The 23955-nt window shown below is 72.5% G+C and carries 23 protein-coding genes; 11 read left to right on the top strand and 12 right to left on the bottom strand.

All coding sequences use genetic code 11. The features are described 5' to 3' along the window. Nucleotides 1-2: 2 nt before the first annotated feature. Entirely contained in the window at nucleotides 3-1493 is a 1491-nt protein-coding gene (locus AB0B35_RS24550; RefSeq protein WP_361049266.1) for an FAD-dependent oxidoreductase, read from the bottom strand. After that, on the bottom strand, nucleotides 1490-3631 hold the full coding sequence (locus AB0B35_RS24545; RefSeq protein ID WP_361049264.1) for a molybdopterin oxidoreductase family protein: 2142 nt from the start codon (nucleotides 3629-3631) through the stop codon (nucleotides 1490-1492). Before AB0B35_RS24545 ends, AB0B35_RS24550 begins: the two co-directional genes overlap by 4 nt. Before the next feature lie 317 nt (nucleotides 3632-3948). On the opposite strand from AB0B35_RS24545, the gene AB0B35_RS24540 reads away from it, so the two are divergent. Together AB0B35_RS24540 and AB0B35_RS24535 are read left to right on the top strand one after the other, a co-directional pair. After that, nucleotides 3949-4209 (top strand): DUF6364 family protein, encoded by a 261-nt coding sequence (locus AB0B35_RS24540; protein WP_155374111.1) that lies wholly within the window; start codon nucleotides 3949-3951, stop codon nucleotides 4207-4209. After that, a complete protein-coding gene (locus tag AB0B35_RS24535) occupies nucleotides 4199-4492 on the top strand; it encodes a type II toxin-antitoxin system PemK/MazF family toxin (protein WP_144121783.1) in 294 nt (97 codons plus the stop codon). Before AB0B35_RS24540 ends, AB0B35_RS24535 begins: the two co-directional genes overlap by 11 nt. On the opposite strand, the gene AB0B35_RS24530 is transcribed toward AB0B35_RS24535, so the two are convergent. The 3 genes from AB0B35_RS24530 to AB0B35_RS24520 all read right to left on the bottom strand — a co-directional run bounded on the left by AB0B35_RS24530 (nucleotide 4489) and on the right by AB0B35_RS24520 (nucleotide 7254). Further along, nucleotides 4489-4989 (bottom strand): MarR family transcriptional regulator, encoded by a 501-nt coding sequence (locus AB0B35_RS24530; protein WP_361049261.1) that lies wholly within the window; start codon nucleotides 4987-4989, stop codon nucleotides 4489-4491. The two genes, AB0B35_RS24535 and AB0B35_RS24530, sit on opposite strands and share 4 nt — an antisense overlap. Nucleotides 4990-5042: 53 nt before the next feature. Beyond that, nucleotides 5043-5636: a malonic semialdehyde reductase gene (locus tag AB0B35_RS24525; protein WP_361049259.1), complete on the bottom strand. Its 594-nt coding sequence runs from the start codon at nucleotides 5634-5636 to the stop codon at nucleotides 5043-5045. Nucleotides 5637-5910: 274 nt separating this feature from the next. Further along, nucleotides 5911-7254 carry an MFS transporter gene (locus tag AB0B35_RS24520; RefSeq protein WP_360539491.1) on the bottom strand — a complete coding sequence of 448 codons (1344 nt, stop codon included), beginning with the start codon at nucleotides 7252-7254 and terminating at the stop codon, nucleotides 5911-5913. A 347-nt stretch (nucleotides 7255-7601) separates the two neighbouring features. Between AB0B35_RS24520 and rplM the strand changes: the two genes are divergently transcribed. The 3 genes from rplM to glmM all read left to right on the top strand — a co-directional run bounded on the left by rplM (nucleotide 7602) and on the right by glmM (nucleotide 10030). Further along, nucleotides 7602-8045 (top strand): 50S ribosomal protein L13, encoded by a 444-nt coding sequence (gene rplM / locus AB0B35_RS24515; RefSeq protein ID WP_360539493.1) that lies wholly within the window; start codon nucleotides 7602-7604, stop codon nucleotides 8043-8045. A gap of 20 nt (nucleotides 8046-8065) precedes the next feature. After that, nucleotides 8066-8551, top strand: a complete 486-nt coding sequence (gene rpsI / locus AB0B35_RS24510; protein WP_203692189.1) for a 30S ribosomal protein S9 — start codon at nucleotides 8066-8068, stop codon at nucleotides 8549-8551. 138 nt (nucleotides 8552-8689) lie between these two features. Continuing rightward, a complete protein-coding gene (gene glmM, locus AB0B35_RS24505) occupies nucleotides 8690-10030 on the top strand; it encodes a phosphoglucosamine mutase (protein WP_361049257.1) in 1341 nt (446 codons plus the stop codon). A gap of 65 nt (nucleotides 10031-10095) precedes the next feature. Here glmM and AB0B35_RS24500 read toward each other — a convergent pair whose 3' ends face one another. After that, nucleotides 10096-10686: a hypothetical protein gene (locus AB0B35_RS24500; protein ID WP_360539497.1), complete on the bottom strand. Its 591-nt coding sequence runs from the start codon at nucleotides 10684-10686 to the stop codon at nucleotides 10096-10098. A gap of 236 nt (nucleotides 10687-10922) precedes the next feature. Between AB0B35_RS24500 and glmS the strand changes: the two genes are divergently transcribed. After that, entirely contained in the window at nucleotides 10923-12836 is a 1914-nt protein-coding gene (gene glmS, locus AB0B35_RS24495; RefSeq protein ID WP_361049255.1) for a glutamine--fructose-6-phosphate transaminase (isomerizing), read from the top strand. A 77-nt stretch (nucleotides 12837-12913) separates the two neighbouring features. On the opposite strand, the gene AB0B35_RS24490 is transcribed toward glmS, so the two are convergent. The 3 genes from AB0B35_RS24490 to AB0B35_RS24480 all read right to left on the bottom strand — a co-directional run bounded on the left by AB0B35_RS24490 (nucleotide 12914) and on the right by AB0B35_RS24480 (nucleotide 16695). After that, complete coding sequence (locus tag AB0B35_RS24490) at nucleotides 12914-14623, bottom strand: alpha/beta hydrolase (RefSeq protein WP_361049253.1); 1710 nt, start codon at nucleotides 14621-14623, stop codon at nucleotides 12914-12916. Further along, the gene (locus AB0B35_RS24485) at nucleotides 14620-14946 is read right to left on the bottom strand and encodes a hypothetical protein (RefSeq protein WP_361049251.1); all 327 of its coding nucleotides are present in this window, start codon (nucleotides 14944-14946) and stop codon (nucleotides 14620-14622) included. Before AB0B35_RS24485 ends, AB0B35_RS24490 begins: the two co-directional genes overlap by 4 nt. A gap of 138 nt (nucleotides 14947-15084) precedes the next feature. Further along, nucleotides 15085-16695 (bottom strand): amidohydrolase, encoded by a 1611-nt coding sequence (locus tag AB0B35_RS24480; RefSeq protein WP_361049249.1) that lies wholly within the window; start codon nucleotides 16693-16695, stop codon nucleotides 15085-15087. Between the two features lie 23 nt (nucleotides 16696-16718). Here AB0B35_RS24480 and AB0B35_RS24475 point away from each other — a divergent pair, with 23 nt between their 5' ends. Both AB0B35_RS24475 and AB0B35_RS24470 read left to right on the top strand, forming a co-directional pair. Beyond that, nucleotides 16719-17093, top strand: a complete 375-nt coding sequence (locus AB0B35_RS24475) for a holo-ACP synthase (protein ID WP_203692182.1) — start codon at nucleotides 16719-16721, stop codon at nucleotides 17091-17093. 73 nt (nucleotides 17094-17166) lie between these two features. Beyond that, the gene (locus tag AB0B35_RS24470) at nucleotides 17167-18642 is read left to right on the top strand and encodes an NAD(P)H-hydrate dehydratase (protein WP_361049247.1); all 1476 of its coding nucleotides are present in this window, start codon (nucleotides 17167-17169) and stop codon (nucleotides 18640-18642) included. A 142-nt stretch (nucleotides 18643-18784) separates the two neighbouring features. On the opposite strand, the gene tsaE is transcribed toward AB0B35_RS24470, so the two are convergent. The 3 genes from tsaE to alr form a co-directional block, all read right to left on the bottom strand. Continuing rightward, complete coding sequence (tsaE, locus tag AB0B35_RS24465; RefSeq protein ID WP_361049245.1) at nucleotides 18785-19276, bottom strand: tRNA (adenosine(37)-N6)-threonylcarbamoyltransferase complex ATPase subunit type 1 TsaE; 492 nt, start codon at nucleotides 19274-19276, stop codon at nucleotides 18785-18787. Further along, nucleotides 19273-20385 (bottom strand): alpha/beta hydrolase, encoded by a 1113-nt coding sequence (locus AB0B35_RS24460; protein ID WP_361049337.1) that lies wholly within the window; start codon nucleotides 20383-20385, stop codon nucleotides 19273-19275. The genes tsaE and AB0B35_RS24460 overlap by 4 nt, the downstream gene beginning before the upstream one ends. 94 nt (nucleotides 20386-20479) lie before the next feature. Then, on the bottom strand, nucleotides 20480-21616 hold the full coding sequence (gene alr, locus AB0B35_RS24455) for an alanine racemase (RefSeq protein WP_361049243.1): 1137 nt from the start codon (nucleotides 21614-21616) through the stop codon (nucleotides 20480-20482). A 164-nt stretch (nucleotides 21617-21780) separates the two neighbouring features. On the opposite strand from alr, the gene tsaB reads away from it, so the two are divergent. The 3 genes from tsaB to tsaD are packed head-to-tail and all read left to right on the top strand — an operon-like array spanning nucleotide 21781 to nucleotide 23944. Further along, nucleotides 21781-22458, top strand: a complete 678-nt coding sequence (tsaB, locus tag AB0B35_RS24450) for a tRNA (adenosine(37)-N6)-threonylcarbamoyltransferase complex dimerization subunit type 1 TsaB (protein WP_361049241.1) — start codon at nucleotides 21781-21783, stop codon at nucleotides 22456-22458. After that, nucleotides 22455-22898 (top strand): ribosomal protein S18-alanine N-acetyltransferase, encoded by a 444-nt coding sequence (gene rimI / locus AB0B35_RS24445; protein WP_361049238.1) that lies wholly within the window; start codon nucleotides 22455-22457, stop codon nucleotides 22896-22898. The genes tsaB and rimI overlap by 4 nt, the downstream gene beginning before the upstream one ends. Beyond that, nucleotides 22895-23944, top strand: coding sequence for a tRNA (adenosine(37)-N6)-threonylcarbamoyltransferase complex transferase subunit TsaD (gene tsaD, locus AB0B35_RS24440; RefSeq protein ID WP_361049236.1), 1050 nt, complete (start codon nucleotides 22895-22897; stop codon nucleotides 23942-23944). Before rimI ends, tsaD begins: the two co-directional genes overlap by 4 nt. Nucleotides 23945-23955 lie beyond the last annotated feature (11 nt).

Here is a 23955-nt window from a genome sequence, read left to right as displayed (position 1 = left end):
GTTCAGGACACCCCCACACTGTCTGAGGTGGACAGCCACCCGACGATGCCGTCAACCGCGTCCTTGCAGCTGCCGCAGCCGGTGGTGGCGCGAGTCTTGGCGACGACGTCGTCGAGCGAGCGGGCGCCGGAGCGCCAGCAGCGCACCAGCGCGCCCTTGGTGACCGTGTTGCACTGGCACACGGTGGCGTTGTCGGGCATGAGCGCGGGCGTGGTCGTGGCGACCGGCGCCTCCGCGCCGCCCAGGGACCGCCCGAGCAGCAGCGCGCGCCGGTCGCGCGGCACCACGCCCTTACGGTCGAAGAGCTGGATGACCTGGCCGACGCTGGGGTTGTCGCCCAGCATCACCGCGCCGGTCAGCCGGTCGTCGCGGATGACCAGGCGGGCGTACGTGCCCCGGGCCGGGTCGGCGAAGCTGACGTCCTCGCAGGCGGCGTCCGGTTGCAGGCTGCCCATCGCGGCCAGGTCGATGCCGGAGGCCTTGAGCCGGGTGACCGGCGAACTCGGCACGTACACCGCGTCGGGGTCGGCTCCGGTGAGCCGGGCGGCCAGCACCTTGGCCTGCTCCCAGGCGGGCGCGACCAGCCCGCCGACGACCTCGCCGAACTGCGCGCAGTCGCCGATGGCCGAGATGCGCCGGTCGGAGGTGGCCAGGTGCCGGTCGATGACGATGCCGCGCTCCACGCGCAGCCCCGCCGCGCGGGCCAGGCCCGTCTCGGCGCGCACCCCGCACGCCAGCACCAGCAGGTCGGCACGCAGGTTGCGATCGTTCAGCCGCAGTGTCACGCCGTTGTCGTCGGCGCTGACCCCGGTCGCCGACGACGCCAGGTGCACGGCCACGCCGTGCCCGGCGAGCGTGCGCACCAGCACCGCGCTGGCCCCCGGGTCGAGCTGCCGCTCCATCAGGTGGCCCACGCCGTGCACGACCTCGACCGCCAGCCCGCGGCCGGCCAGCCCGCGCGCGGCCTCCAGGCCGAGCAGCCCGCCACCGAGCACGAGCGCGGTGCGCGCGCCCTGCGCGGCGTCGAGGATGCGGCGGCAGTCCGCCAACGTCCGGAACGTGGCGACGCGCGGGTGCGGCTGTTCCAGTCCCGGGATCGGCGGCACGATCGCCTGTGATCCGGTGGCCAGCACCAGGTGGTCGTAATTGAGCTGCTCGCCGCCGTCGAGGGTGACGGTGCGGGCGGCGCGGTCGACGCCGGTGACGGTCACCCCGGTGCGGGTCTTCACCCCGTGCCCGGCGGCCTCGGTCAGCGTGATGTCGGTTTCGCCGTGCTTGCCGGCCAGCACGCTGGACAGCAGGATGCGGTTGTAGGCCCGGTGCGGTTCGGCGCCGAGCACGGTGACCTCGATGCCGGACGCGGCCGACAGCTCCGTCGCCAGCCGGGCGCCGGCCATGCCGTATCCGATGACGATCACGTGGTGGGGGGAGGTGCGGGGTCGCTCGGCAGGCGGCAGGGCAGAGCCATGCCGCGCGGTGTTGCCATGGTTCATGGTGTCACCGGCTCGATTCGTACGGCACAGACCTTGAACTCCGGCATCCGCGAGATCGGGTCCAACGCGTCGCCGGTGAGCGAGTTGGCCCGGCCCATGCCGGAGTAGTGGAAGGGCGCGAAGAGGGTGTCGGGTCGGATCGTGGTGACGAGCCGGGCGGGCGCGATCATCTCGCCGCGGCGGCTGACCACCCGCACCGTGTCGCCGTCGTCGATGTCGAGCCGCTCGGCCAGATCCGGGTGCAGCTCGACGAACGGCCCGCCGGGCAGCGCCGCGATGCGGCGGGTCTGCGCTCCGGACTGGTACTGCGCCAGCACCCGCCCCGTGGTGAGGTAGAGCGGGTACTCGGCGTCGATCTCCTCAGCCACCGGCCGGTGCTCCACCGCGGTCAAGCGGGCGCGACCGTCCGGGGTCGGGAAGCCTTCTTCGAAGAGCCGCGGCGTGCCTGCCCGGTCCGCCGCGGGGCACGGCCAGAAAACGCCGTTCTCGGCGTCCACCCGCTCCCACGTGACGCCTGCGTAATCGGCGACCCCTCCGGCGGTGGCCCGCCGCAGCTCTTCGAAGACGGCGCGCGGCTCGGCGGAGAACCCGCCGGACTGCTCGCCACCGGCGACGGAGCGACCGTCCCCGGTTCGGCCGAGCCGGGAGGCCAGCTCGGCCATCACCGCCAGATCCGTCCCTGTCCCTGGCGGTGGCTTGCGGAGGGCGCGGCGCCGCAGCACCCGGCCCTCCAAATTGGTCATGGTGCCGTCTTCCTCCGCCCACTGTGCCACGGGAAGCACCACATCGGCGATGGCCGCGGTCTCGCTCAGCACGAAGTCACAGACAATTAACAGATCCAGCGACCGGAGCCGCTCGGTGATCCGGGCCGCGCGGGGCGCGGACACCACCGGGTTGGAGCCGAACACCAGCATGGCCTTCGGGCCGCCGGGCTGCCCCAACGCGTCGAGCAACTCGTACGCGGACAGGCCGGGACCGGGCAGGCTGTCGGGGTCGACGCCCCACACGCCGGCGACGTGCGCCCGCGCGGCCGGGTCGTCGATCTTCCGGTAGCCGGGCAGCTGGTCGGCCTTCTGCCCGTGCTCGCGCCCGCCCTGGCCGTTGCCCTGCCCGGTGAGGCAGCCGTAACCGGAGCCCGGCCGGCCGGGCAGCCCGAGGGCCAGGGCCAGGTTGATGAACGCGGTGACCGTGTCCACGCCCTTGGCGTGCTGCTCGGCGCCGCGCGCGGTCAGGATGATCGCGCGGTCGGCGCTCGCCAGGGCCCGCGCGGTGGCCTCCAGGTCGGCCACGGGCACACCGGTGAGCAGCTCCACCCGGGCGGGCCAGTACGCCGCGACGGTCTTGCGGACCGCGTCCCAGCCGGTGGTGCGCTCGGCCAGGTAGGCCTGGTCGGTCAGGCCCTCGGCGACCACGATGTGCAGCAGGCCCAGTGCGAGCGCCAGGTCGGTGCCGGGGGTGGGCTGCAGGTGCAGGGTGGCGGCGCGCGCCGTCGGGGTGGCCCGCGGGTCCACGACGATCTGGGTGCCGCCGCGCTGGCGCTGCCCGGTGAGGTATCGGGCGAAGGGCGGCATGGTCTCGGCGACGTTCGCGCCGATCAGCAGCAGGGTGTCGGCCTCGGCGATGTCCGCCATCGGGAACGGCAGCCCGCGGTCGATGCCGAACGCGCGGTTGCCGGCGGCCGCCGCCGAGCTCATGCAGAAGCGGCCGTTGTAGTCGATGTTGGCGGTGCGCAGCGCCACCCGGGCGAACTTGCCCAGCGCGTACGCCTTCTCGTTGGTGAGCCCGCCGCCGCCGAACACCGCGACCGCGTCGCGCCCGTGTGTCTCCTGCACCCGGCGGATGCCGTCGACGATGTAGTCGTAGGCCTCGTCCCAGGTCGCGGGCTGCCCCTTGATCAGCGGGGTGGTCAGCCGCTCGGGGTGGTCCAGCAGCTCGGCCGACGTCCAGCCCTTCTGGCAGAGCCCGCCGCGGTTGGTGGGGAAGTCGCGTGCGGCGACCTCGACCCGCCCCTCCGGGGTCTCGCGCAGGGTCATCCCGCACTGCAGGGCGCAGTACGGGCAGTGGGTGGCGACCTCACGCGGCGACCCGAGCAACGGCAGTGCCGTGGCTCGAGTGTCGGGTGGGGCCGAGGGCGTCATGTGCGAAATCCTGCGGTCCGGGAGTTTCGCCGGGACGTCCCCCGTGTTTCCAACCTGCTAAGAGCCGCGCACGTCGCGCGCGAAACCGCTGTTGGTGACGTTGCGCCCGACGCGGGGCCGGTCGGGGAGGGTGTTTTACGGGGTCAGCCGTCCAGTGACCGTGATGATCGTCCGAATGGTTGATTATCCCATCCGGGCGCTTACGGTTACGATGACGTCACAGTGCGTAAAAGTGCTCAGAATGGGCGATTTTCACTCACGGATCTGGCATGAAGAACAGGATGACTCGTGGTCACACCGGGCGTAATCTAATCGGCATGACTGCCAAAGTAACGCTGTCCTTCACGGACGAGACGATTGAGGAAGCGCGCCGGTACGCCGAGCGCGACGGCCTGTCGCTGTCGGCTTGGATGGACCAAGCCGCGCGGGAGAAGGCCCTGCGGGAACTGTTCACCGCGCACGCGGACGTGGTGCGCCGGGCGGGCGTCGACCGGCTGGAGAAGAACGCGCTGGACGATGAGCGCGAAGTCGAATTGGTACGCCTGGAACTGTCAGGACGGGGGCGGCGTGCTGCGTAGAGGCGAGATCTGGCGGATCGACGGGGCCCGCGAAAGGCTCGGCCTGGTCATCAGCTCGGATGTGTACAACAGCACCGATGTGCCGATCGTCATCGTCGCGGAGGTCGTCGAGGAGGACGAGCTCCGCGACTCGCCGCTGGCGGTGCCGATGGGCGAGCTGATCATCATGCCCGACCGGGTGTCGTCACCCATGAAGAAGTGGTTCACCGACATGGTGGACGTCGTCGACACCGACACGATGCGCAAGGTCGGCCGGGCCTTGCGCATCATCCAGGACCTTTAACATTCCCCTTCGTCCTTGGGGCACTGCTCCCGCATCGAGGTGTGCAGCGGGGCGAACAGCTCCGTCAGCTGCACCAGCTGCCGCGGGGTCAGCCGGTCGATGAAGATCGAGCGCACCAGCGCGACATGAAACGGCGCGACCCGCCGGATCGTCTCCCACCCCTCGTCGGTGAGCACGGCGAACTGCCCCCGCCGATCGGACGGGCAGCTCTGCCGGCGCACCAGCCCGGCGCGCTCCATCCGGGTGATCTGGTGTGACAACCGGCTCTTCTCCAGCAGCATCGTCTGAGCCAGCTCCGACATGCGCAGGCGCCGGTCGGGCGCCTCGGAGAGGCTCACCAGCACCCCGTAGTCGGTCCCGGAGAGGTCGTGCTGGGCCATCCCCCGCTCCAGCTCGGCCAGCACGAGCTTCGCGGTGAAGATGAAACTGCGCCACGCCTCCTGCTCCTGGTCGTTGAGCCAGGAGACCTCTTCCGTCTGCGTCGCGATGGTCACCATGCATCACACCCTAGAGGGGTGGGGACACCGGCCCCCACCCCTCATCGTCTCTATCAGGCCGTCTTTACGACATCGTCGTACGCCAGCCGCGGGTTGCGGTCGTACCAGGCACCCTCGCCCGGCTTGCCGATGTTCACGACGGCCAGCACCCGGTGCTGCCCGTCGCTGAAGAACTCCTTCTCGATGCCGGTCGCGTCGAAGCCGGTCATCGGGCCCGCGGCCAGACCGGCCGCGCGCACGCCCAGGATGAAGTAGCCCACCTGCAGGGCGGCGTTGAACTGCGCGGTGTGGGCGCGGGCGGCGTCGTCGCCGGTGAACCAGTCGCGGATGCCGGGGGCGTGCGGGAACAGGTCGGGCAGGCGGTCGTGGAAGTTCGTGTCCGCGGCGAGGATCGCCACCAGCGGCGCCTTGCCGGTCTTGTCCTTGTTGCCGTCGGCCATCTGCTCGACCAGGCGCTCGCGGGCCTGCTCGGAGCGCACCAGCACCACCCGCAGCGGCTGCATGTTCAGCGAGGTGGGCGCGTACTTGACCAGGTCGTAGATCGCCCGCACCTGCTCGTCGGTCACCGGCTCATCGGTGAACGTGTTGGCGGTGCGCGCGCTACGGAACAGCAGGTCCTGCGCGTGGTTGTCGAGAACGAGCGACATTGTCTTTCCTCCGAAGTCGGTCTGGCTCTGTCAGCCACCTGTCACCAACTTTGGTGAAACTTCAACTATTTCGCAAGCAGCAACGCTGTGGCGTACCCGACAGCGCGAAGCCGCCTTGATCAGCGGATTTGCCAGGCAGACGGGTGTATGCGCGCGCAAGATACGGCCAGGTGCCCGGCAAGTCGGGTGGATCGAGGCCGTCACGGCCGGACGAAGATGTCGAATGCCCCGACCCCGGAGGCGGCCGGGATCGGGGCGGGGAGAGATGGGATGGTCAGACGCCCGCGTGGGCGAGGCTGGGGGCCTGGGTCACCAGGACGCGCCGGCGCAGGTAGCACCACCAGGTGACGGCCAGGCACGTGCCGTACATCACGGCGAACCAGCCGAAGGCGGTGCCGATGCCGCCGGTCGCGTTGATCGAGTCACTGATGGCCCGGGGCAGGTAGAAGCCGCCCAGCGCGCCTACCGCGCCGGCGATGCCCAGCGTGGCCGCCGACTCCCGCTTCGCGGTGACCAGGTCCTTCGACGTGGCGGCGAAGATCGCCGGGATCATCCGGTAGGTCGAGCCGTTGCCCGCACCGGCGGCCGTGAACAGCAGCAGGAACGCGGCGAGGAAACCGCCCATGCTCTTGGCCTGGACCGCCGCGATGACGCCGTACGAGCCCAGGCCCATGATCATGAAGCAGGCCGCGGTGACCCTGGCTCCGCCGACCTTGTCCGACAGCCAGCCGCCGAACGGGCGGGCCAGCGAGCCGACGAGCGGGCCGGTGAAGGCCAGGGTGATCGTCGCCGCGCCCAGGTGGGCGGTCGGGGCCTGCGGGAACTGCAGCTTGAGCACGAGCGGGAAGGCGGCGGAGTAGCCCAGGAACGAGCCGAAGGTGCCGATGTAGAGGAAGGACATGATCCACGTGTGCGCCCGCTTGACCGTGGCGAACTGGGCCTTCAGCGGCGACTTCGCCACTTCGAGGTTGTTCATGAACAGGCGGGCGCAGAGCGCGGCGGCCAGCACCAGCGGCAGCCACATCAGCCCGCCGTACACCAGGCCGAAGGACAGCGCGATCGGCACCACCAGCTGCATCACGCTGATGCCGAGGTTGCCACCGGCCGCGTTCAGGCCGAGCGCGACGCCCTTCTCCTTCTCCGGGTAGAAGAAGGAGATGTTGGTCATGGAGGAGGCGAAGTTGCCGCCGCCGAGGCCGGCCGTCGCCGCGACGAGCAGCACCGCCCAGTACGGCGGCTTGGCCGTGACCGCGAACACCATGCCCGCGATCGGGATCAGCAGCAGCAGTGCGCTGATCATGGTCCAGGTGCGCCCGCCGAACCGGGTAACCGCGAAGGTGTACGGGATACGCATCAGCGCCCCGATCAGGTTCGGCAGCGCGACCAGCCAGAACTTCTGATCGACGGTGAACGGGAAGGCGGCGGCCGGCATCGCCACCACCACGACGCTCCAGAGCGTCCACACGGAGAAGCCCAGGTGCTCGGCGAAGATGGAGAACACCAGGTTCCGCCGGGCGACTCGGCGGCCGGTGGAGGCCCAGAACTGCGGGTCCTCGGGGTCCCAGTTGCTGATCGCGGCGGGCTTCGATGCCGGCGGCGCAGGCGCGATGGCGGTCATGACCAGCAAATTACGAACATGTGATTGCCATGTTGTTCCGATGCGCGTACCCGTGGTGTGAACCCTGCCGCACCGCGCGACCTCGATCGCTGTGAGCCGACGGCGGGAAACCGGACATCGAACGGCATACCACAGGGCAAGCAGGCCGTTTTGACCTCGCCGGGAGGCACCGGGTATCGTTAGCGGCTGTTGTGCGAGAGGTGGCGTCGAGCCGGTAGTCCTGATGCTCAGGTAGGCTTGTCGTTCGCGCGCCGGTCCGTTTGCGACCGGCCGGCATCGCAGAATCCGTTGGTCGTGGGCAGGTTCGCCCGCGGTCACACAGACCTACGACGAGACAAGGTAGACCTGTGCGTACGTACAGCCCGAAGCCGGGTGAGATCGAGCGTCAGTGGCACGTTATCGACGCTTCTGACGTCGTGCTGGGCCGGCTCGCCACCCACACCGCCAATCTCCTGCGCGGTAAGCACAAGCCGACTTTCGCGCCGCACGTCGACACCGGCGACTTTGTGGTCATCATCAACGCCGGCAAGGTTGCCCTCACCGGCAACAAGCGCGCGACCAAGATCGCTTACCGGCACTCCGGCTACCCCGGTGGTCTGAAGCAGGTCGGCTACGAGGAGCTGCTCACCAAGCGCCCCGAGAAGGCGATCGAGCTGGCCGTCAAGGGCATGATCCCCCACAACAAGCTGGGCCGTCAGATTCTGTCGAAGCTGAAGGTCTACGCTGGCGCGGAGCACCCGCACGCGGCTCAGCAGCCGGTGCCGTTCGAGATCAAGCAGATCGCGCAGTGAGCGCGGACGAAGGAATCACCATGACCGACACTTCCGTGCCGACCCAGGCCGTGGTCGAGGCTGAGGCTGAGGCCTCGGTCGCCGTTGCTGCCAAGCCGGCCACCCCGAAGTTCAAGGGCGACCGCCCGATCCAGACCGTTGGCCGCCGCAAGCAGGCCGTCGTCCGGGTGCGCCTGATCCCGGGCACCGGCAAGATCACCTGCAACGGCCGGGAGCTGGAGAAGTACCTTCCCAGCAAGGTCGCGCAGCAGTCGGTGCGGGAGCCGCTCGTGCTCGCGGAGAAGGGCGAGACCCTCGACGTCGTCGCCAACCTGCGTGGCGGCGGCATCAGCGGTCAGGCCGGCGCGCTGCGCCTGGCCATCGCGCGCGCCCTGTGCGAGCTCGACATCGACGACCGCCCGGCGCTGAAGAAGGCCGGCTTCCTCACCCGTGACGCTCGCGTCACCGAGAGCAAGAAGTACGGTCTCAAGAAGGCCCGTAAGGCCCCGCAGTACTCCAAGCGTTGATCGCTGTCTTCTGATCGGCCGGGCACGCTCCTGCTTCACGGCGGGATGGCGTGCCCGGCCTTTCGACTTTGGCCCCTCACCCGCGGGCCGGGTCGTCTCGAACCCCTCCTTTCGCACCCCACAGAAAGGGCCACCCGGATGGCACGCCTTTTCGGCACCGACGGCGTACGCGGTCTGGCCAACGCGGACCTCAGCCCCGAACTCGCTCTCTCGCTGGCCGTCGCCGCGGCGCACACCCTGCCCGACTCTGACCGGGAGCAGCCGCCGCTGGTGGTGGTCGGTCGCGACCCCCGGGCCAGCGGCGAGATGCTGGAGGCGGCCGTGGTCGCGGGCCTGGCCAGCGCCGGGGCCAACGTGGTGCGGGTCGGCGTGCTGCCGACGCCCGGCGTGGCATACCTGACCGCCGAGGTGCGGGCCGACTTCGGCGTGATGATTTCCGCCAGTCACAACCCGATGCCGGACAACGGCATCAAGTTCTTCGCCGCCGGCGGGCACAAGCTGACCGACGAGCAGGAGGACGCCATCGAGGCCGCGCTCGGCGCGACCTGGACGCGTCCCACCGGAGCCCAGGTCGGGCGGGTGCACGACCTGCTGGACGGGGCCGAGCACTACACCACGCACCTGGTCCAGGCGACCGGCCACCCGCTCGCCGGGCTCAAAGTCGTCGTCGACTGCGCGCACGGTGCGGCCAGCGACGTGGCGCCAGAGGCGTTCCGCGAGGCCGGGGCCGAGGTCATCGCCATCAACGCCGAGCCCGACGGTCTCAACATCAACGACGAGTGCGGCGCGACCCACCTGGGGCCGCTGAAGGCGGCCGTGGTCGAGCACGGCGCGCACCTGGGCATCGCGGTCGACGGCGACGCCGACCGGTGCCTGGCGGTCGACGCGTCCGGCGCCGAGGTGGACGGCGACCAGATCATGGCGATCCTCGCGCTGGCCATGCGCGACGCGGGCGCGCTGGCGAACGACACCCTGGTCGCGACCGTGATGAGCAACCTCGGGCTGCGCATCGCCATGCGCGAGGCGGGCATCACCCTGGTCGAGACCAAGGTCGGCGACCGGTACGTGCTCGAGGAGCTGCGCGCCGGCGGCTTCAGCCTGGGCGGGGAGCAGAGCGGCCACGTCGTCTTCACCGAGCACGCGACCACGGGTGACGGTGTGCTGACGGGCCTGCGCCTGCTGGCCCGGGTGGCCCAGACCGGCAAGCCGCTGGCCGAGCTGGCCGCCGTGGTGAACCGCCTGCCCCAGGTGCTGATCAACGTGCGGGTGGCCGACAAGGCCGTGGCCCGGGCACCGGAGATCCTGGCCGCGGTCGCCGCGGCCGAGGCGCAGCTGCACGGCACCGGGCGGGTGCTGCTGCGCCCGTCGGGCACCGAGCAGCTGGTCCGCGTGATGGTCGAGGCCGCGAGCGAGGACATCGCGCAGAAGATCGCCGAGGACATCGCCGCCGACGTACGGGCGGCCAGCCCGGCGGCGTGAGCACCGGCAAGACCTGAAAAGGGCGTCCCCGCCGCTGCGGGGACGCCCTTTCGCGTTCCGTGGTGTCAGCCGGCCACGAACACGCTGATGCAGGTGGCCGCGCCGCCCGAGCCGTCCCGCTTCTGCCGCTCGGTGCCGTCGACGGAGATGGAGCAGCCGGTCACGTTCCCGTCGCCGCCCGGCGAGCGGAACGCGATCACCGACAGGCCGAACGAGTCACTGTTCAGGGTGAAGTTCTTGGTCCACGGCAGGGTGACCGTCTCGGTCTGCGTGTTGCCGGGCCCCTCCGAGTACGTGATCAGCGCCTGCCCGGTGCCCTCGACCGCGTAGCGCACCGAGTGCGAACCGGTGGGGTCCCCGGTCGCCACGCCGACGCTGGGGATCATGTCCGGCAGGTCCTCGATCGCCTCGCCGGCCTTGTAGAACAGGTAGTAGCCGCCGACGCCGCAGACCGCGCACAGCAGCAGCACGACGCCGAGGATGATGCCCACGATCAGGCCGGTCTTGCTCTTCTTCGGCGGCTGCACCGGCGAGCCGTATCCGGCAGCGCTGTACGCCGGAGGCTGGTTGGGGTTGTACGGCGGCGGCGGAGGCTGGTTCGGGTTGTACGCGGGGGGCTGCGCCTGGTTCGGGTCGTACGGAGGGGGGTAGCTCATGCCTTCTTCTCCTGGCTGCGCTCGTAGGCGGGGAGGCGGCGCGTCGGGCCGGGGGACCCGCGCTGCTCGCTCACCCGCGGATGGTAGGCCCCGCACGCTCATCGGGGGCATGTGCTGGCAGCAATCCGTCACTTATCGGGCAGGCCCAGGTCCGTCCAGGTTGCAATCAAACATGGTGCGTGATTGACCGGGTTCCGAACATGCAATGTGAGCGAAACTCCGCTAAGGTAACGGGCATGTGCGGGATCGTGGGATACGTGGGCGGCCAGCAGGCGCTCGGAGTGGTGTTGGACGGGCTGCGGCGGCTGGAATACCGGGGTTACGACTCCGCCGGCGTCGCCGTGCTGGCGGACAGCCGGCTGCTGCTGGCCAAGAAGGCCGGCAAGCTGTCGAATCTGGAGAAGATGCTGGCCGAGGCCGCCGAGGCGGACCTGCGCGCGGGGACCACGGGCATCGGTCACACCCGCTGGGCCACCCACGGCGGTCCCACCGATCGCAACGCCCACCCGCACCTGTCGGCCGACGGCCGCATCGCGGTGATCCACAACGGCATTATCGAGAACTTCGCGAAGCTGCGGGCCGAATTGCAGGCCGAAGGCATCGAGTTCGCCAGCGACACCGACACCGAGTGCGTCGCGCACCTGCTGGCCGCCGAGCTGGCCGGCGTCGCGGGCAGCCCGCAGGCGCTCGCCGACGCGATGCGCCGGGTCTGCGGCCGCCTGGAGGGCGCGTTCACGCTGCTCGCCGTCGACGCGCAGGCGCCCGGCGCGGTGGTCGGCGCGCGCCGCAACTCCCCGCTCGTGGTGGGCCGCGGCAACGGCGAGAACTTCATGGCCAGTGACGTCAGCGCGTTCATCGAGCACACCCGCGAGGCGATCGAGCTGGGCCAGGACCAGGTCGTGCTGATCACCGCCGACGCCATCGAGATCACCGACTTCTTCGGCAACCCGGCCGAGGGCCGCGACTACCACGTGGACTGGGACGCGCGCGCCGCCGAGAAGGACGGCCACGCCTGGTTCATGCTCAAGGAGATCGCCGAGCAGCCGCAGGCCGTGGCCGACACGCTGCGCGGGCGCATCGGTGAGACCGGCGAGATCATGCTCGACGAGGTCCGGCTCACCGACCAGGACCTGCGCGACGTCGACAAGGTCTTCATCGTCTCCTGCGGCACCTCCTACCACGCCGGGCTGGTCGCCAAGTACGCGATCGAGCACTGGACGCGCATTCCGTGCGAGGTCGAGCTGGCCAGTGAGTTCCGCTACCGCGACCCGGTGCTCGACCGGTCCACGCTGGTCGTGGTCATCTCGCAGTCCGGCGAGACCATGGACACCCTGATGGCGCTGCGGCACGCCAAGGAGCAGAAGGCCCGGGTGCTGGCCATCTGCAACACCAACGGCTCCACCATCCCGCGCGAGTCCGACGCCGTGCTCTACACCCACGGCGGCCCCGAGATCGCCGTCGCCTCCACCAAGGCCTTCCTGACCCAGCTCGCCGCCTGCTTCCTGGTTGGCCTGCACCTGGCCCAGGTGCGCGGCGTGAAGTACGCCGACGAGGTGGCCGCGGTCGTCGCGCAGTTGCAGGAGATGCCCGGCAAGATCGAGAAGGTGCTGGCGGGCATGGACCCGGTCCGGGAGCTGGGCCGCGAGCTGGCCGAGGCGAAGGCGACCACGGTGCTGTTCATCGGCCGCCACGTGGGCTACCCGGTGGCGCTGGAGGGCGCGCTGAAGCTCAAGGAACTGGCGTACATGCACGCCGAGGGCTTCGCCGCGGGCGAGCTCAAGCACGGCCCGATCGCGCTGATCGGCGGCCCGTCCGAGGACCCGGTCTCCGGCACTCCGGTCGGCCACGGCACGCCGGTGGTCTGCATCGTGCCCTCGCCGGCCGGTCGCGGCCTGCTGCACGACAAGATCGTCAGCAACATCCAGGAGGTGCGGGCCCGTGGCGCGCACACCATCGTCATCGCGGAGGAGGGTGACGAGGCCGTCGTCCCGTACGCCGACGTGCTGGTCCGGGTGCCGCGCACGCCCACGCTGCTGGCCCCGTTCGTGACCACCGTGCCGCTGCAGGTGCTCGCCGCGGCGATCGCCGACGCCCGCGGCCACGACGTCGACCAGCCCCGCAACCTGGCCAAGTCCGTCACGGTCGAGTAGTCCGCAGCAGACGGCCCCGGCAGCCCGCCGCTACCGCGGGCCGCCGGGGCCGTCTGCTGCCCGGCCTCCGGCAGCGGTCACGGCACGGGGCCGTTCGCCGTTCCATGCTCGCCGGTCACGATCTCGGCCAGGTGCTGCAGGGCCGGGCTGTGCTCGTCGAAGTAGAGGCCGTGCGCGTGGAACGGGTCGGCGCCCCGGCTCGACGGGAACACCCGTGCGCCGAACTGCTCCGACGACGGGTCCACGCCGTGCCACAGGTCGGCGTTGCCGCGCACCACCGCGTCCACGGTCGAGCCGGCGAACATGAAGGCCGGCCCGCCGAGCGCGTTCAGCGCCAGCTCGCCCTTCGAGGGCGCGTTCAGCACGATGTCGTTGGGGGCCGTGGAAGCCCACACGTGCCCTGGACGGGCCAGCTCGGCGGCGCTGCCCACACCCATGCCGGGGCTGCCCAGCGCGACGATCTCGTCGGCGGCGACCGTGCCGTCCCGCTCGGTGACCCCGACCGTGAGACTGCCGTAGGAGTGGCCGATCAGGCTCAGGTGCGCGGGTCCGCCCTGGTGCGCGGCGACCAGCCCGGCCTGGAACGAGCTCAGGTCGCCGCGCGCGGCCAGCGCGGCGCGGTCGCTCGCCGCGTCGAGCCCGTCGGGCGGGTCGTACCCCAGCCACATCACCGTCGCCGTCGTGGCGTCCGGGGCCAGCGCCGCCGCTCGCGCCTGCAACGCCGCGGCCCGGTCCACCTCGACGGCGAACCCGTCCAGCGAGGTGCCCACGCCCGGCACGTAGGTGGCGACGTGATCGCTGCGATCGGGGTCGCCGAAGGCCACCACCAGCCGGCCGTCCCCGCTCGGATCGAGCCGCAGCAGGTACGCCCGTGGGTCGGCCTGATCGAGCCGCGCCGCCAGGCCGGTCAGCGCGGTCAGCCGCTCCTGCGCGCCCGGAACGGGCGGGTGGGCCGCGGCGGCGTCGCGCAGCCGGTCCAGTTCCCGGTCGAGCAGCTCCCGGTTGACGCGGTCGCGCACCGCCGCGGGCACCCCGTCGAGCCTGCCCAGCTCCTCCGGCCGCATCGCCACCAGCCAGGCCCGCTCGGCCTCGGTCAGCCCGGCCCACCAGCGCGCGACGTCCGCCGGGGCGCCGATCGCGGGCAGCGGAACGGGCGTGCCGGACCAAGCCTGGGCGGCCGCCTTGGCCAGCGCGGTGAGGCGGCGGGCGGTGTCCTCGTCGCTCGCCCGTGCCTCCCGCACCACCGCGTCGATCTCGGCGGAGACCCGCACCGCCAGCGCCACGTCGGACGCCCCGGGCACCGGCACACCGAACGGAACCGGCTGCGCCACGCCGCCCGGCGCAGCTCCGGCCCACCCGACGAGCCCCGCCGGAACGCTGCCCTGGCCGCCGGGAGCGCCGGGCGGGCCGCCCCGGGCGATGTCGGGTACGACGACGCTTACGTGGCCGTCCGCGGACACCCGCACGGCGGTGCCCCGCGTCGCGGCCAGTGCCTCGGCGAGCCGCCGCTGTAGCAGCCGGATGCGGTCGGCGTGCCGCCACAGCAGCTGGTCGACCTCCAGCAGGGCGGGTGGGGCGGTCGCGAGCCGCCGGACCAGGGCCGCCCCGGATTCGCGAGCCGCGACGGCCGCGGTGCCGCCGTGCCAGACCTGCTCCTGACGGTGGAGCCGATGGGCCAGCTCGTCGTGGTGCTCGTCGAGCGCCCGGCTCAGCCGCCGCCAGGCGACAGCACTGTCGATCCAGCGCGCGGGATCGGCGGCCAGCAGCATCGCGTACGTGACGGTCATCGGCGCACCGCCATCGCGGCGATCTTGCGGGCCAGGCCCGAGTCGCGGTCGGCGTAGCTCGCCCCGGCCAGGCACAGCCGCTGCCCGAAGACGCCCAGGTCCTCGGCGAAGCCGACCAGGTACGTGCCCACCTCGTGGGCCAGCCGGACCTGCGCCCCGCTCACCGCCCAGCCCGACGGCCCGCTGGTGAGCCCATGGGCGTACGGCACCTCGCGCGCGACCGCGTCGGCCAGCCGCTGCAGCCCGCCACCCAGTCTGATCAGCTCGTCCGGCTCGACGTGCACCGGCTCGGGCACTGTCCCGGAAGGATTCTCGGCGTCCATGCCGACGATGCTTCCCGCCCTGAGCCGCCCCCGGCCAGCCTTGTGGATAACTCGGAGCCCGCTCGCCCACAGGTTGTCCACAGCCCTTGTCCACAGGTGACCGCCCTGGTAGAGGGCCTGTGGACAAAGGCTGAGGAGTCAGCCGCCGTGCACCAGGCGGCCGGCTGCCCAGGTGAGTTCGGCGCGGGCCGCCCCGATCTCCTCCGGCGGCCCCGCGAACGGGTCCCGGTCCAGCACGGTCAGATCGGCGCGCAGGCCGGGCGCGATCCGCCCCGCGTCGTCGAAGTGATTCACGTACGCCGAACCGGCCGTGTACGCCGCCAGCGCCGTGTCCAGGTCGATCGCCTGCTCGGGGCCGAGCGGCGGCTCGTCGAACCGGTAGCCGACCCGGTTCACCGCCACGTGGATCGCCCGCATCGGGTCGGGGTCGGACACCGGCCAGTCGCTGCCCGCGGCCAGCCGCCCGCCGCCGCGGTGCACCGCCCCGAACGGGTACTGCCAGGTCGCGCGCTCCGCGCCGAGGAACGGGATGGTCAGCTCGTCCATGGCGGGCTCGTGCGCGGCCCACAGGGCCTGCATGGTGACGGTCAGCCCGAGCCGGGCGAAGCGGGGCACGTCGGCGGGGTGTACGACCTGGACGTGCGCCACGTGGTGGCGCCGCGGCGAACCGGCGACGCGCTCCACGGCGTCCAGCACCTCCCGGGTGGCCCGGTCGCCGATGGCGTGGAAGTGGACCTGGAAACCCGCCGCGTCCAGGGCCGACACGACCTCGTTCAGGTCGGCCGGCGCGACCCGGGAGATGCCGCGGCGGTCGGTGGCGCAGCCGCAGCCGTCCAGGTAGGGCTCGATCATCGCGGCGGTGAAGTTCTCCGCCACCCCGTCCTGCATGATCTTGACGGTCTCGGTGCGGAAGTTCGCCCCGCCCGCGGTCCGGGCCCGCTCCCGGCGTGCCCGCAGCTCGTCGAGCTGCTCCGGGCCACGCGACGGCTCCCACCACAGCGCGCCGCGTACCCGTGCGGTCAGCAGCCCGGCGGCGTCCGCGGCCAGGTAGGCCTCGAACGCGTCCGGCCAGCCGCCGTAGTCGCCCAGGATCGCGTCCTGCCAGGCCGTCACGCCCAGCGCGTGCAGCCGGGACTGGGCCAGCAGCAGCGCCCGGCGGATCTCGGCCGCGTCCGGCCGCGGCGCCACCCCGCTGACCAGCTCCATCGCGCTCTCGTGCAGCACCCCGGTGGGTTCGCCGTCGGCGTCGCGCTCGATCCGCCCGCCCTCGGGGTCGGGGGTGTGCCGGTCGATCCCGGCCAGTTCCAGCGCGCGGGAGTTGCACCAGGCGCTGTGCGCGTCGCGTACGGCCAGGTAGACCGGGCGGTCCGAGACGACGCGGTCGAGCATGGCCCGGTCCGGCTGACCGCCGCCGAAGGCGTCGTAGGACCAGCCCGCGCCCATCACCCAGGCCCGGTCGGGATGGGCGTGCGCATACCGGGCCACCTCGCCCAGGTAACCCGCCGCGTCGTGCTGCTCGGTCAGCTCGCAGCGCAGCAGGTTCAGCCCGGCGAACACCGGGTGCACGTGCGCGTCCTGGAAGCCCGGCAGCAGCAGCCGCCCGGCCAGGTCCACCACCTCGGTACGCCCGGTGATCAGCTCTTTCATCTCGGCGTCGGAGCCCATCGCGGCGATCACCCCGCGGTCGACGGCCACCGCGGTCGCGCCCGGCGACCCGTACACATTGCCCGAGCGAAGTACCAGATCCACACCTGAGACCTTAAGGTCAACACGTGATTGTCTCGGTGGGCAACGACGTCGTCCTGGTCGACCGTTTCGCGGCGGCGCTGCGGCGCACGCCGATGCTGACCGAACGCCTGTTCACCGAGGCGGAGCGCACCACCCGCAGCGGCAACCCGCGCTCACCCGAGTCGCTGGCGGCCCGGTTCGCGGCCAAGGAGGCCGTGGCCAAGGCGCTGGGCGCGCCGGCCGGCATGCAGTGGCACGACTGCGAGATCGTCGTCGACGCCGACGGCCGGCCCTGGCTGACCGTCTCCGGCACCGTCGCCGCGGTCGCCGCCGAACGCGGCGTCGAGCGCTGGCATCTGTCGCTGTCGCACGACGGCGGCATCGCGTCGGCCGTGGTCATCGCCGAAGCGGGCCGGTGAGCGGGGTTCGGCCACGCACGGCGGGCACGGCAGGCGAGACTCAGGCACAGACGAGCGGAACGGAGTTCTGCGTATGAGGTCGGTCTACCGGGTGGCGCAGGTGCGGGCCGCCGAATCCGCGCTGATGGCGACGCTGCCCGCGGGCACGCTGATGCAGCGCGCCGCCGCGGGGCTCGCCCGCCGCTGCGCGGTCACCCTGCGCGGGCTCGGCGGGGTGTACGGCTCCCGCGTGGTGCTCCTGGTCGGCCCCGGCGACAACGGCGGCGACGCGCTGTTCGCGGGAGCGCTGCTGGCGCGGCAGGGAGTCCAGGTCGGGGCACTGCTGAGCGATCCCGAGCGGGCCCACGCCGAGGGTCTGGCCGCGCTGCGCGGCGCGGGCGGCCGGGTGCTGAGCGACTGGCCGAAACGCCTCGACCTGGTCGTCGACGGGCTGCTCGGCATCGGCGCGACCGGGGCGCTGCGCGGCACCGCGCTGACGCTGGCCGAGCAGCTCGCCGCGCTGTCCCCGCGCCCGCCCGTGATCGCGGTGGACGTGCCGTCCGGGGTCTCGGTGGACACCGGCGACGTGCCCGGCACCGCGATCCGCGCCGACGTCACCGTCGCGTTCGGCTGCCTCAAGCCCGCCCACGTGGTCGGCCCGGCCGCGGTCCTGGCCGGCCAGGTCGAACTCGTCGACATCGGCATCGTCCCGCACCTGGTCGGCGACCCCGCGCTGCGCGTCGCGGACACCGCCGACATCGCCGCCTGGTGGCCGCAGCCCGGACCGATCTCGGACAAGTACACCCGCGGCGTCGTCGGCGTGGCCACCGGCTCGGCCGGCTACCCCGGCGCGGCCCTGCTCTCCCTGTCCGGCGCGCTGGCCGGGCCGGCCGGGCTGGTCCGCTACGCCGGGTCGGCGCACGAGATCGTGGTGCCCGCGCATCCCAGCGTCATCGCCGCGCCACGGCTGGCCGAGGCGGGACGGGTGCAGGCCTGGGTCTGCGGCAGCGGCCTGGGCACCGACGAGCGGGCCGCGGCCGAGGTGCGGGGCGTGCTGGCCGCCCCGGTGCCCGCGTTGCTCGACGCGGACGCGATCACCCTGCTGGTCGACGGCTCGATGGCGAACGAGCTGCGCAGCCGGGACGCGCCGACGGTGCTCACCCCGCACGACCGGGAGTACGCCCGGCTCGCCGGGCAGGACCCCGGCCCGGACCGGGTCGCCGCCGCCCAGAAACTGGCCTCGTGGACCCGGTCGGTGGTGCTGCTCAAGGGCGACCGCACCGTCGTGGCCGGACCGTCGGGCGAGGCCTGGGTCAACCCGACCGGCACCCCCGCGCTGGCCACCGGCGGCACCGGTGACGTGCTGTCCGGCCTGCTCGGCTCCCTGCTCGCGGCGGGCCTCCCGGCGATCCGGGCGGCGGTTGCCGCGGCGTACGTGCACGGCCTCGCGGGCCGCATCGCGGCCGAGTCCGGCCCGGTCACCGCCGTCGACGTGGCCGCATCCCTCCGCCCCGCCGTAGCCTCCCTCACCCGCATGCCCACCGGCACCGCCCCCGTCCGCCCCACCTGACCCGGCGACGGGCCGCCGGCGCGGACCGCGCGCCAAGATCACTCGTCTTGCCTGGCAGGTGGGCGAATGGACGGTCAAGATACGACCAGTTGCCAGGCAACTCGGACGATCTAGCGGTGGTGCCGCGGCGAGCGCGGAGGGGTCAGGCGGGTTCGGACGCAGGTTCGGGGAGGTCCGCGATGCGGGCGGGCCAGTCGCCGTGGTGGGGGATCAGGGCGATGGTGCGGGAGTCGTCGTCGCGGCGGTCGATGCGGACCTCGAGGTACGCGTCGGAGAGCTGCTCGACCATGCCCTCGCCCCACTCGACCAGGGTCACCGAGTCCTCGACGGACGCGTCCAGGTCGAGGTCGTCGACCTGGGCGCGGGGATCGGTGACGTTGCCCAGCCGGTACGCGTCCACGTGCACCATCGGCACCGTGCCGCCCGCGGCGCGGTCGGGGCGGTGCACCCGCGCGATGACGAACGTCGGGGAGGTCACGTCACCGAGCACCCGCAGCCCGCGCCCGATGCCCTGGGCGAGCGCGGTCTTGCCGGCCCCGAGCGGACCGCTCAGCACGAGGAGGTCACCGGCGCGCAGCACCCCGGCCAGGCGGGAGCCGAAGTCGCGGGTGTCGTCGACGGTCTTGAGGATCACAGCAGCTCCAGCTCGTCCAGGAAGGTGATGAGGGCCTGGTTGACCTCGTCGGCGTGCTCCAGCATCACCACGTGCCCGCTGTCCGGGACCAGCACCATCTTGGCGTGTGGCAGCAGCCGGCAGATCTCCTCGGAGTGGGACACGGGGGTGATCAGGTCGGCGTCGCCGACGACGACCATGACGGGCACCTGGCTCAGGGCGCGCAGGGCCGGGTAGCGGGCGTGGCTGTTGATGGTGCGCAGGTAGCGGGCGACGGTCTCGGTGGTGGTGCGCGAGTTCATCTGCTCCACGTACGACACCAGCGCGGGGCTGGGCTGGTCGCCGCCGAAGCCGTACCGCCGGGTCAGCAGCCAGGCGAGGTCGGTGCTGGCCTGCCGGGCCTTGTCGATCATCGGGCCGGTGAACCGGGCCGCACCGGTGAGCAGGGCGAGCAGCGGCCCGCTGGTGCGGTTGAGGATCTCGGGCAGGTTGCCGTAGCTGATGCCGTCGAGCTGGCCGCCCGAGGTGGCGATGAGCACGGCCCCGGCGACCCGGTCGGCGAACAGGTCGGGGTGCTGCTCGGCGCAGGCCATGATGGCCATGCCGCCCATCGAGTGGCCGACCAGCACGATCGGGCCGACCGGGGTGGTGGCCTTGATGACGTCGTAGAGGGCGTCGCCGAGCGCGGGCAGCTCGTACTCGCCCTCGTGCAGGGCGCTGGACAGGCCGTGGCCGGGCTGGTCGTAGAAGACCATGCGGTGCTCGCCGAGCGCGTCGAGGGCCTTGCGCTGGAAGTGGAAGGTGCCCTGGTCGAGGCAGAACCCGTGGACGAAGATGATGGTCGGCTCGGGCGGGCCGGGCTTGCCGAACTCGACCGCGATCCCGTCCACCGGCTCGACGATCTCGACGTGCAGCTGCACGCCGTCGTCGGTGCTGACGGTGAGCGTCTCGTCGTAGGGCAGGCGGCCGAAGGGCTCGTCGGCGTACGGGTCGGTGTCGGTGCGGCGGCTGCGCTTGACGACCAGGCGCTCGACGGCGACCCCGGCGGCGACCCCGGCCGCGGCGACACCGATGACGGCGCCGATCAGCCCGGCCTTGCGCCGGGTGCCCGCCGGTTTGTCCTTGGTCACGGCCTTGTCGCCGGCCGCCGTGTCGCTCACGAGATCACCCCGTCGATGTGCCGCATGCCGTGCTCGGCCGGGACCGGCCGCCCGTGACGCTCGCTCACGCGACATCACCGCGGTAGACCCGCGGCACTCGGGTGCTGCCGAAGCGCGTCACGATCTCGTAGTTGATGGTGCCGACGGCGTCGGCCCAGTCGTCGGCGGTGGGTTCGCCCTGGTCGCCGGGGCCGAACAGGATCACCTCGTCGCCTTCGCCGACCTCGGCGTCGCCGACGTCCAGCACGAACTGGTCCATGCAGACCCGCCCGGCGACGGTGAACCGGCCGCCGTTGAGCAGCACCGGGCCGCTGTTGGAGGCGTGCCGGGGAACGCCGTCGGCGTAGCCGAGCGGCACGAGCGCCACGGTCGACTCCCGCTGCGTGACGTAGGTGTGCCCATAGGAGACGCCCTGGCCGGCGGGCAGGCGCTTGGTCAGCAGCACCCGGGCGCGGGCGGTCATCGCGGGGCGCAGCGTGGCGCGCGCCGCGGGGTCGTCGAGCGGCGACAGGCCGTAGACGGCGATGCCGGGGCGGACCAGGTCGAAGTGGGTGTCGGGCCGGGTGAGCGTGGCCGCGGAGTTGGCCAGGTGCCGCACCTGTGGCTGGATTCCGAGACGCTGAGCGGTGTCGAGGGCGTCGGTGAAGGCGGCGAGCTGGCGGTCGACGGTCTCGTGGCCGGGCGCGTCGGCGCAGGCGAAGTGGCTCCACGCGCCGACGACCTCGGCGTACCCGTCGGCCTGGGCCTTGCCCGCGGCCTCGACGAGCTGCGGCCACTCGGGGGCGGCCGCGCCGCCGCGGGACAGCCCTGTGTCGATCTTGAGGTGGACGCGTGCGGCCCGCCCGGCCTCGCGTGCCCCGGCGGTCACCGCCGTGAGCTGCGACAGGCTGGCCACGCTGAGATCCACGTCACCGGCGATCGCTCGGGCCACCGGCTGGCCGGGCAGCCAGAGCCAGGCCAGCACCGGTGCGCTCAGGCCCGCGTCGCGCAGCCCGAAGGCCTCGTCCAGGGTGCAGACGCCGAGCCAGGTCGCGCCGCCGGACAGTGCCGCGCGGGCGGCGGGGATCATGCCGTGCCCGTACCCGTCGCCCTTGACCACGGCCATGACCTGGGCGCTGGTGCTCGACCGCAGGGTGCGCACGTTGGCGCGGATCGCGTCGAGGTCCACCACGACCTGCGAATGAGCGTCGGCCTGCCACATGAGTCCCAGCCTACCCAGCAGTACGCCGAGGACCCCCGAGGGCCGCGCCCGGTCCCAAACCCCACCCAAATCGATCATGAAGTTGTGCCGGCGACACGCCGCTGAACCGTGCCATAGGTTCATGATCATCAGGGTGGGGCGGGGGGCACAGTAGGGTGGAGGGCGTGTTGGTGCTGGTGTTGGATACGGCCACGCCTGCGGTGACGGCCGCGCTGGCCGAGGTGAAGCCGTCGGGACAGGCCGTGCTGGCGCAGCGGGCGACGGTGGACGGCCGCGCGCACGGCGAGCTGCTCGCCCCGCAGATCGACGCGCTGCTGGCCGAGGCCGGGGTCAAACCCCGCGACCTGGCCGCGGTGGTCGCCGGGGTCGGGCCGGGCCCGTTCACCGGGCTGCGGGTCGGCCTGGTCACCGCGGCGTCGCTGACCATGGCGCTGAACATCCCGGCGTACGGCGTCTGCACGCTGGACGCGCTGGGTCTGCGCGCCGCGGGCCGGGCCCTGGTGGCGACGGACGCGCGGCGGCGCGAGGTCTACTGGGCGGTGTACGCCGACGGCAAGCCGCTGACCGGCCCGGCCGTCGACAAGCCCGCCGACGTCGCGCCGCGCCTCGCGGAGTTCGCGGTGACCGCCGCGGTCGGCGAGGGCGCGGTGAAGTACGCCGACGTGCTCGGCCTGCCCGCCGGCGAGCAGCTCTACCCGGACCCGTCGGCGCTGGTCGAGCTGGCCGCGCAGCGGGTGCGCGACGGCGCCCCGAGCGAGCCGCTGACCCCGCTGTACCTGCGCCGCCCCGACGCGGTGGAGCCGTCCGCCCGCAAACCGGCCCTGTCCGCGAGCGAGCGATGAAGATCGAGCGGCTGCGCTGGTGGCAGATCGAGGATCTGCTGCCGGTCGAGGCCGATCTGTTCGGCGCTGAGGCGTGGACCGCGGCGATGTTCTGGAACGAGCTGGCCAACGGTCACCACTACCTGATCGCGACCGAGGACGACGGCACCGTGCTCGGCTACGCCGGGCTGGCCGTCGGCCAGGGCGAGGGCTGGGTCAACAACATCGCGGTACGCCGGGACGCGCAGCGGCACGGCATCGGCCGGGCACTGCTGGAGGCGCTGCTCGCCGAGGGCCGGCGGCACCAGGTGAAGCAGGTGCTGCTGGAGGTCGCCGCCGACAATGCGCCCGCGCAGCGGCTGTACGCCGCCTACGGCTTCGAGGTCATCGGCATCCGCAAGGGCTACTACCAACCCAGTAACGCCGACGCACTGGTGATGCGCCGGGAGGAGAAGGCGTGAGCGCGAGCGAACCTCTGGTTTTGGGGATCGAGAGCAGCTGTGACGAGACCGGCGTCGGCATCGTGCGGGGGCACACCCTGCTGGCCGACGCGCTGGCGTCCAGCGTGGACGAGCACGCCCGCTTCGGTGGGGTGGTGCCGGAGGTGGCCAGCCGGGCGCACCTGCAGGCGCTGGTGCCGACGCTGCACCGGGCGCTGGACGAGGCCGGGGTGACCCTGGCCGACATCGACGCGATCGCCGTCACCGCCGGACCCGGCCTGGCCGGGGCGCTGCTGGTAGGCGTGGCCGGGGCTAAAGGCCTGGCGCTGGCCACCGAGAAGCCGATCTACGGCGTGAACCACCTGGCGGCGCACGTCGCCGTGGACACCCTGGAGCACGGGCCGCTGCCCGAGCCCGCGATCGCGCTGCTGGTCTCCGGCGGGCACTCGTCGCTGCTGCGGGTCGACGACCTGGCCCGCGGGGTGACCCCGCTCGGCGCGACCATCGACGACGCCGCAGGGGAGGCCTTCGACAAGGTGGCCCGGCTGCTGGGCATGCCGTTCCCGGGCGGCCCGCCGATCGACAAGGCCGCCCGCGACGGTGACCCGCTGTCGATCGCCTTCCCACGCGGCCTGACCGGGCCGAAAGACCTGGTCGAGCACCGGTTCGACTTCTCCTTCTCCGGGCTGAAGACGGCTGTGGCGCGCTGGGTCGAGGCCCGTCAGCGCTCCGGCGAGCCGGTGCCGGTCAACGACGTCGCGGCGAGCTTCCAGGACGCGGTCTGCGACGTGCTGACCCGCAAGGCCATCGACGCCTGCCGCAGCCAGGGCATCGAGACGCTGGTCATCGGCGGCGGCGTCGCGGCGAACTCGCGACTCAAGGCGATGGCGGCCGAGCGGGCGGCGTCGTACGGCATCACCGTGCGGGTGCCGCGGCCCAAGCTGTGCACCGACAACGGGGCCATGGTGGCCGCGCTGGGGTCGCATCTGGTCGCCGCCGGAACCGCACCGTCCAAGCTGGACTTCGCGGCCGACTCCGCGATGCCGCTCACGCTCGTCGGGGTGTAGCTTTGCCCGGT

This window comes from Catellatospora sp. NPDC049133 (assembly GCF_040648455.1).
Classification (GTDB): domain Bacteria; phylum Actinomycetota; class Actinomycetes; order Mycobacteriales; family Micromonosporaceae; genus Catellatospora; species Catellatospora aurea.
Note: the sequence above shows the minus strand (reverse complement) of the source record. Positions and strands in the feature narration are given on the sequence as shown.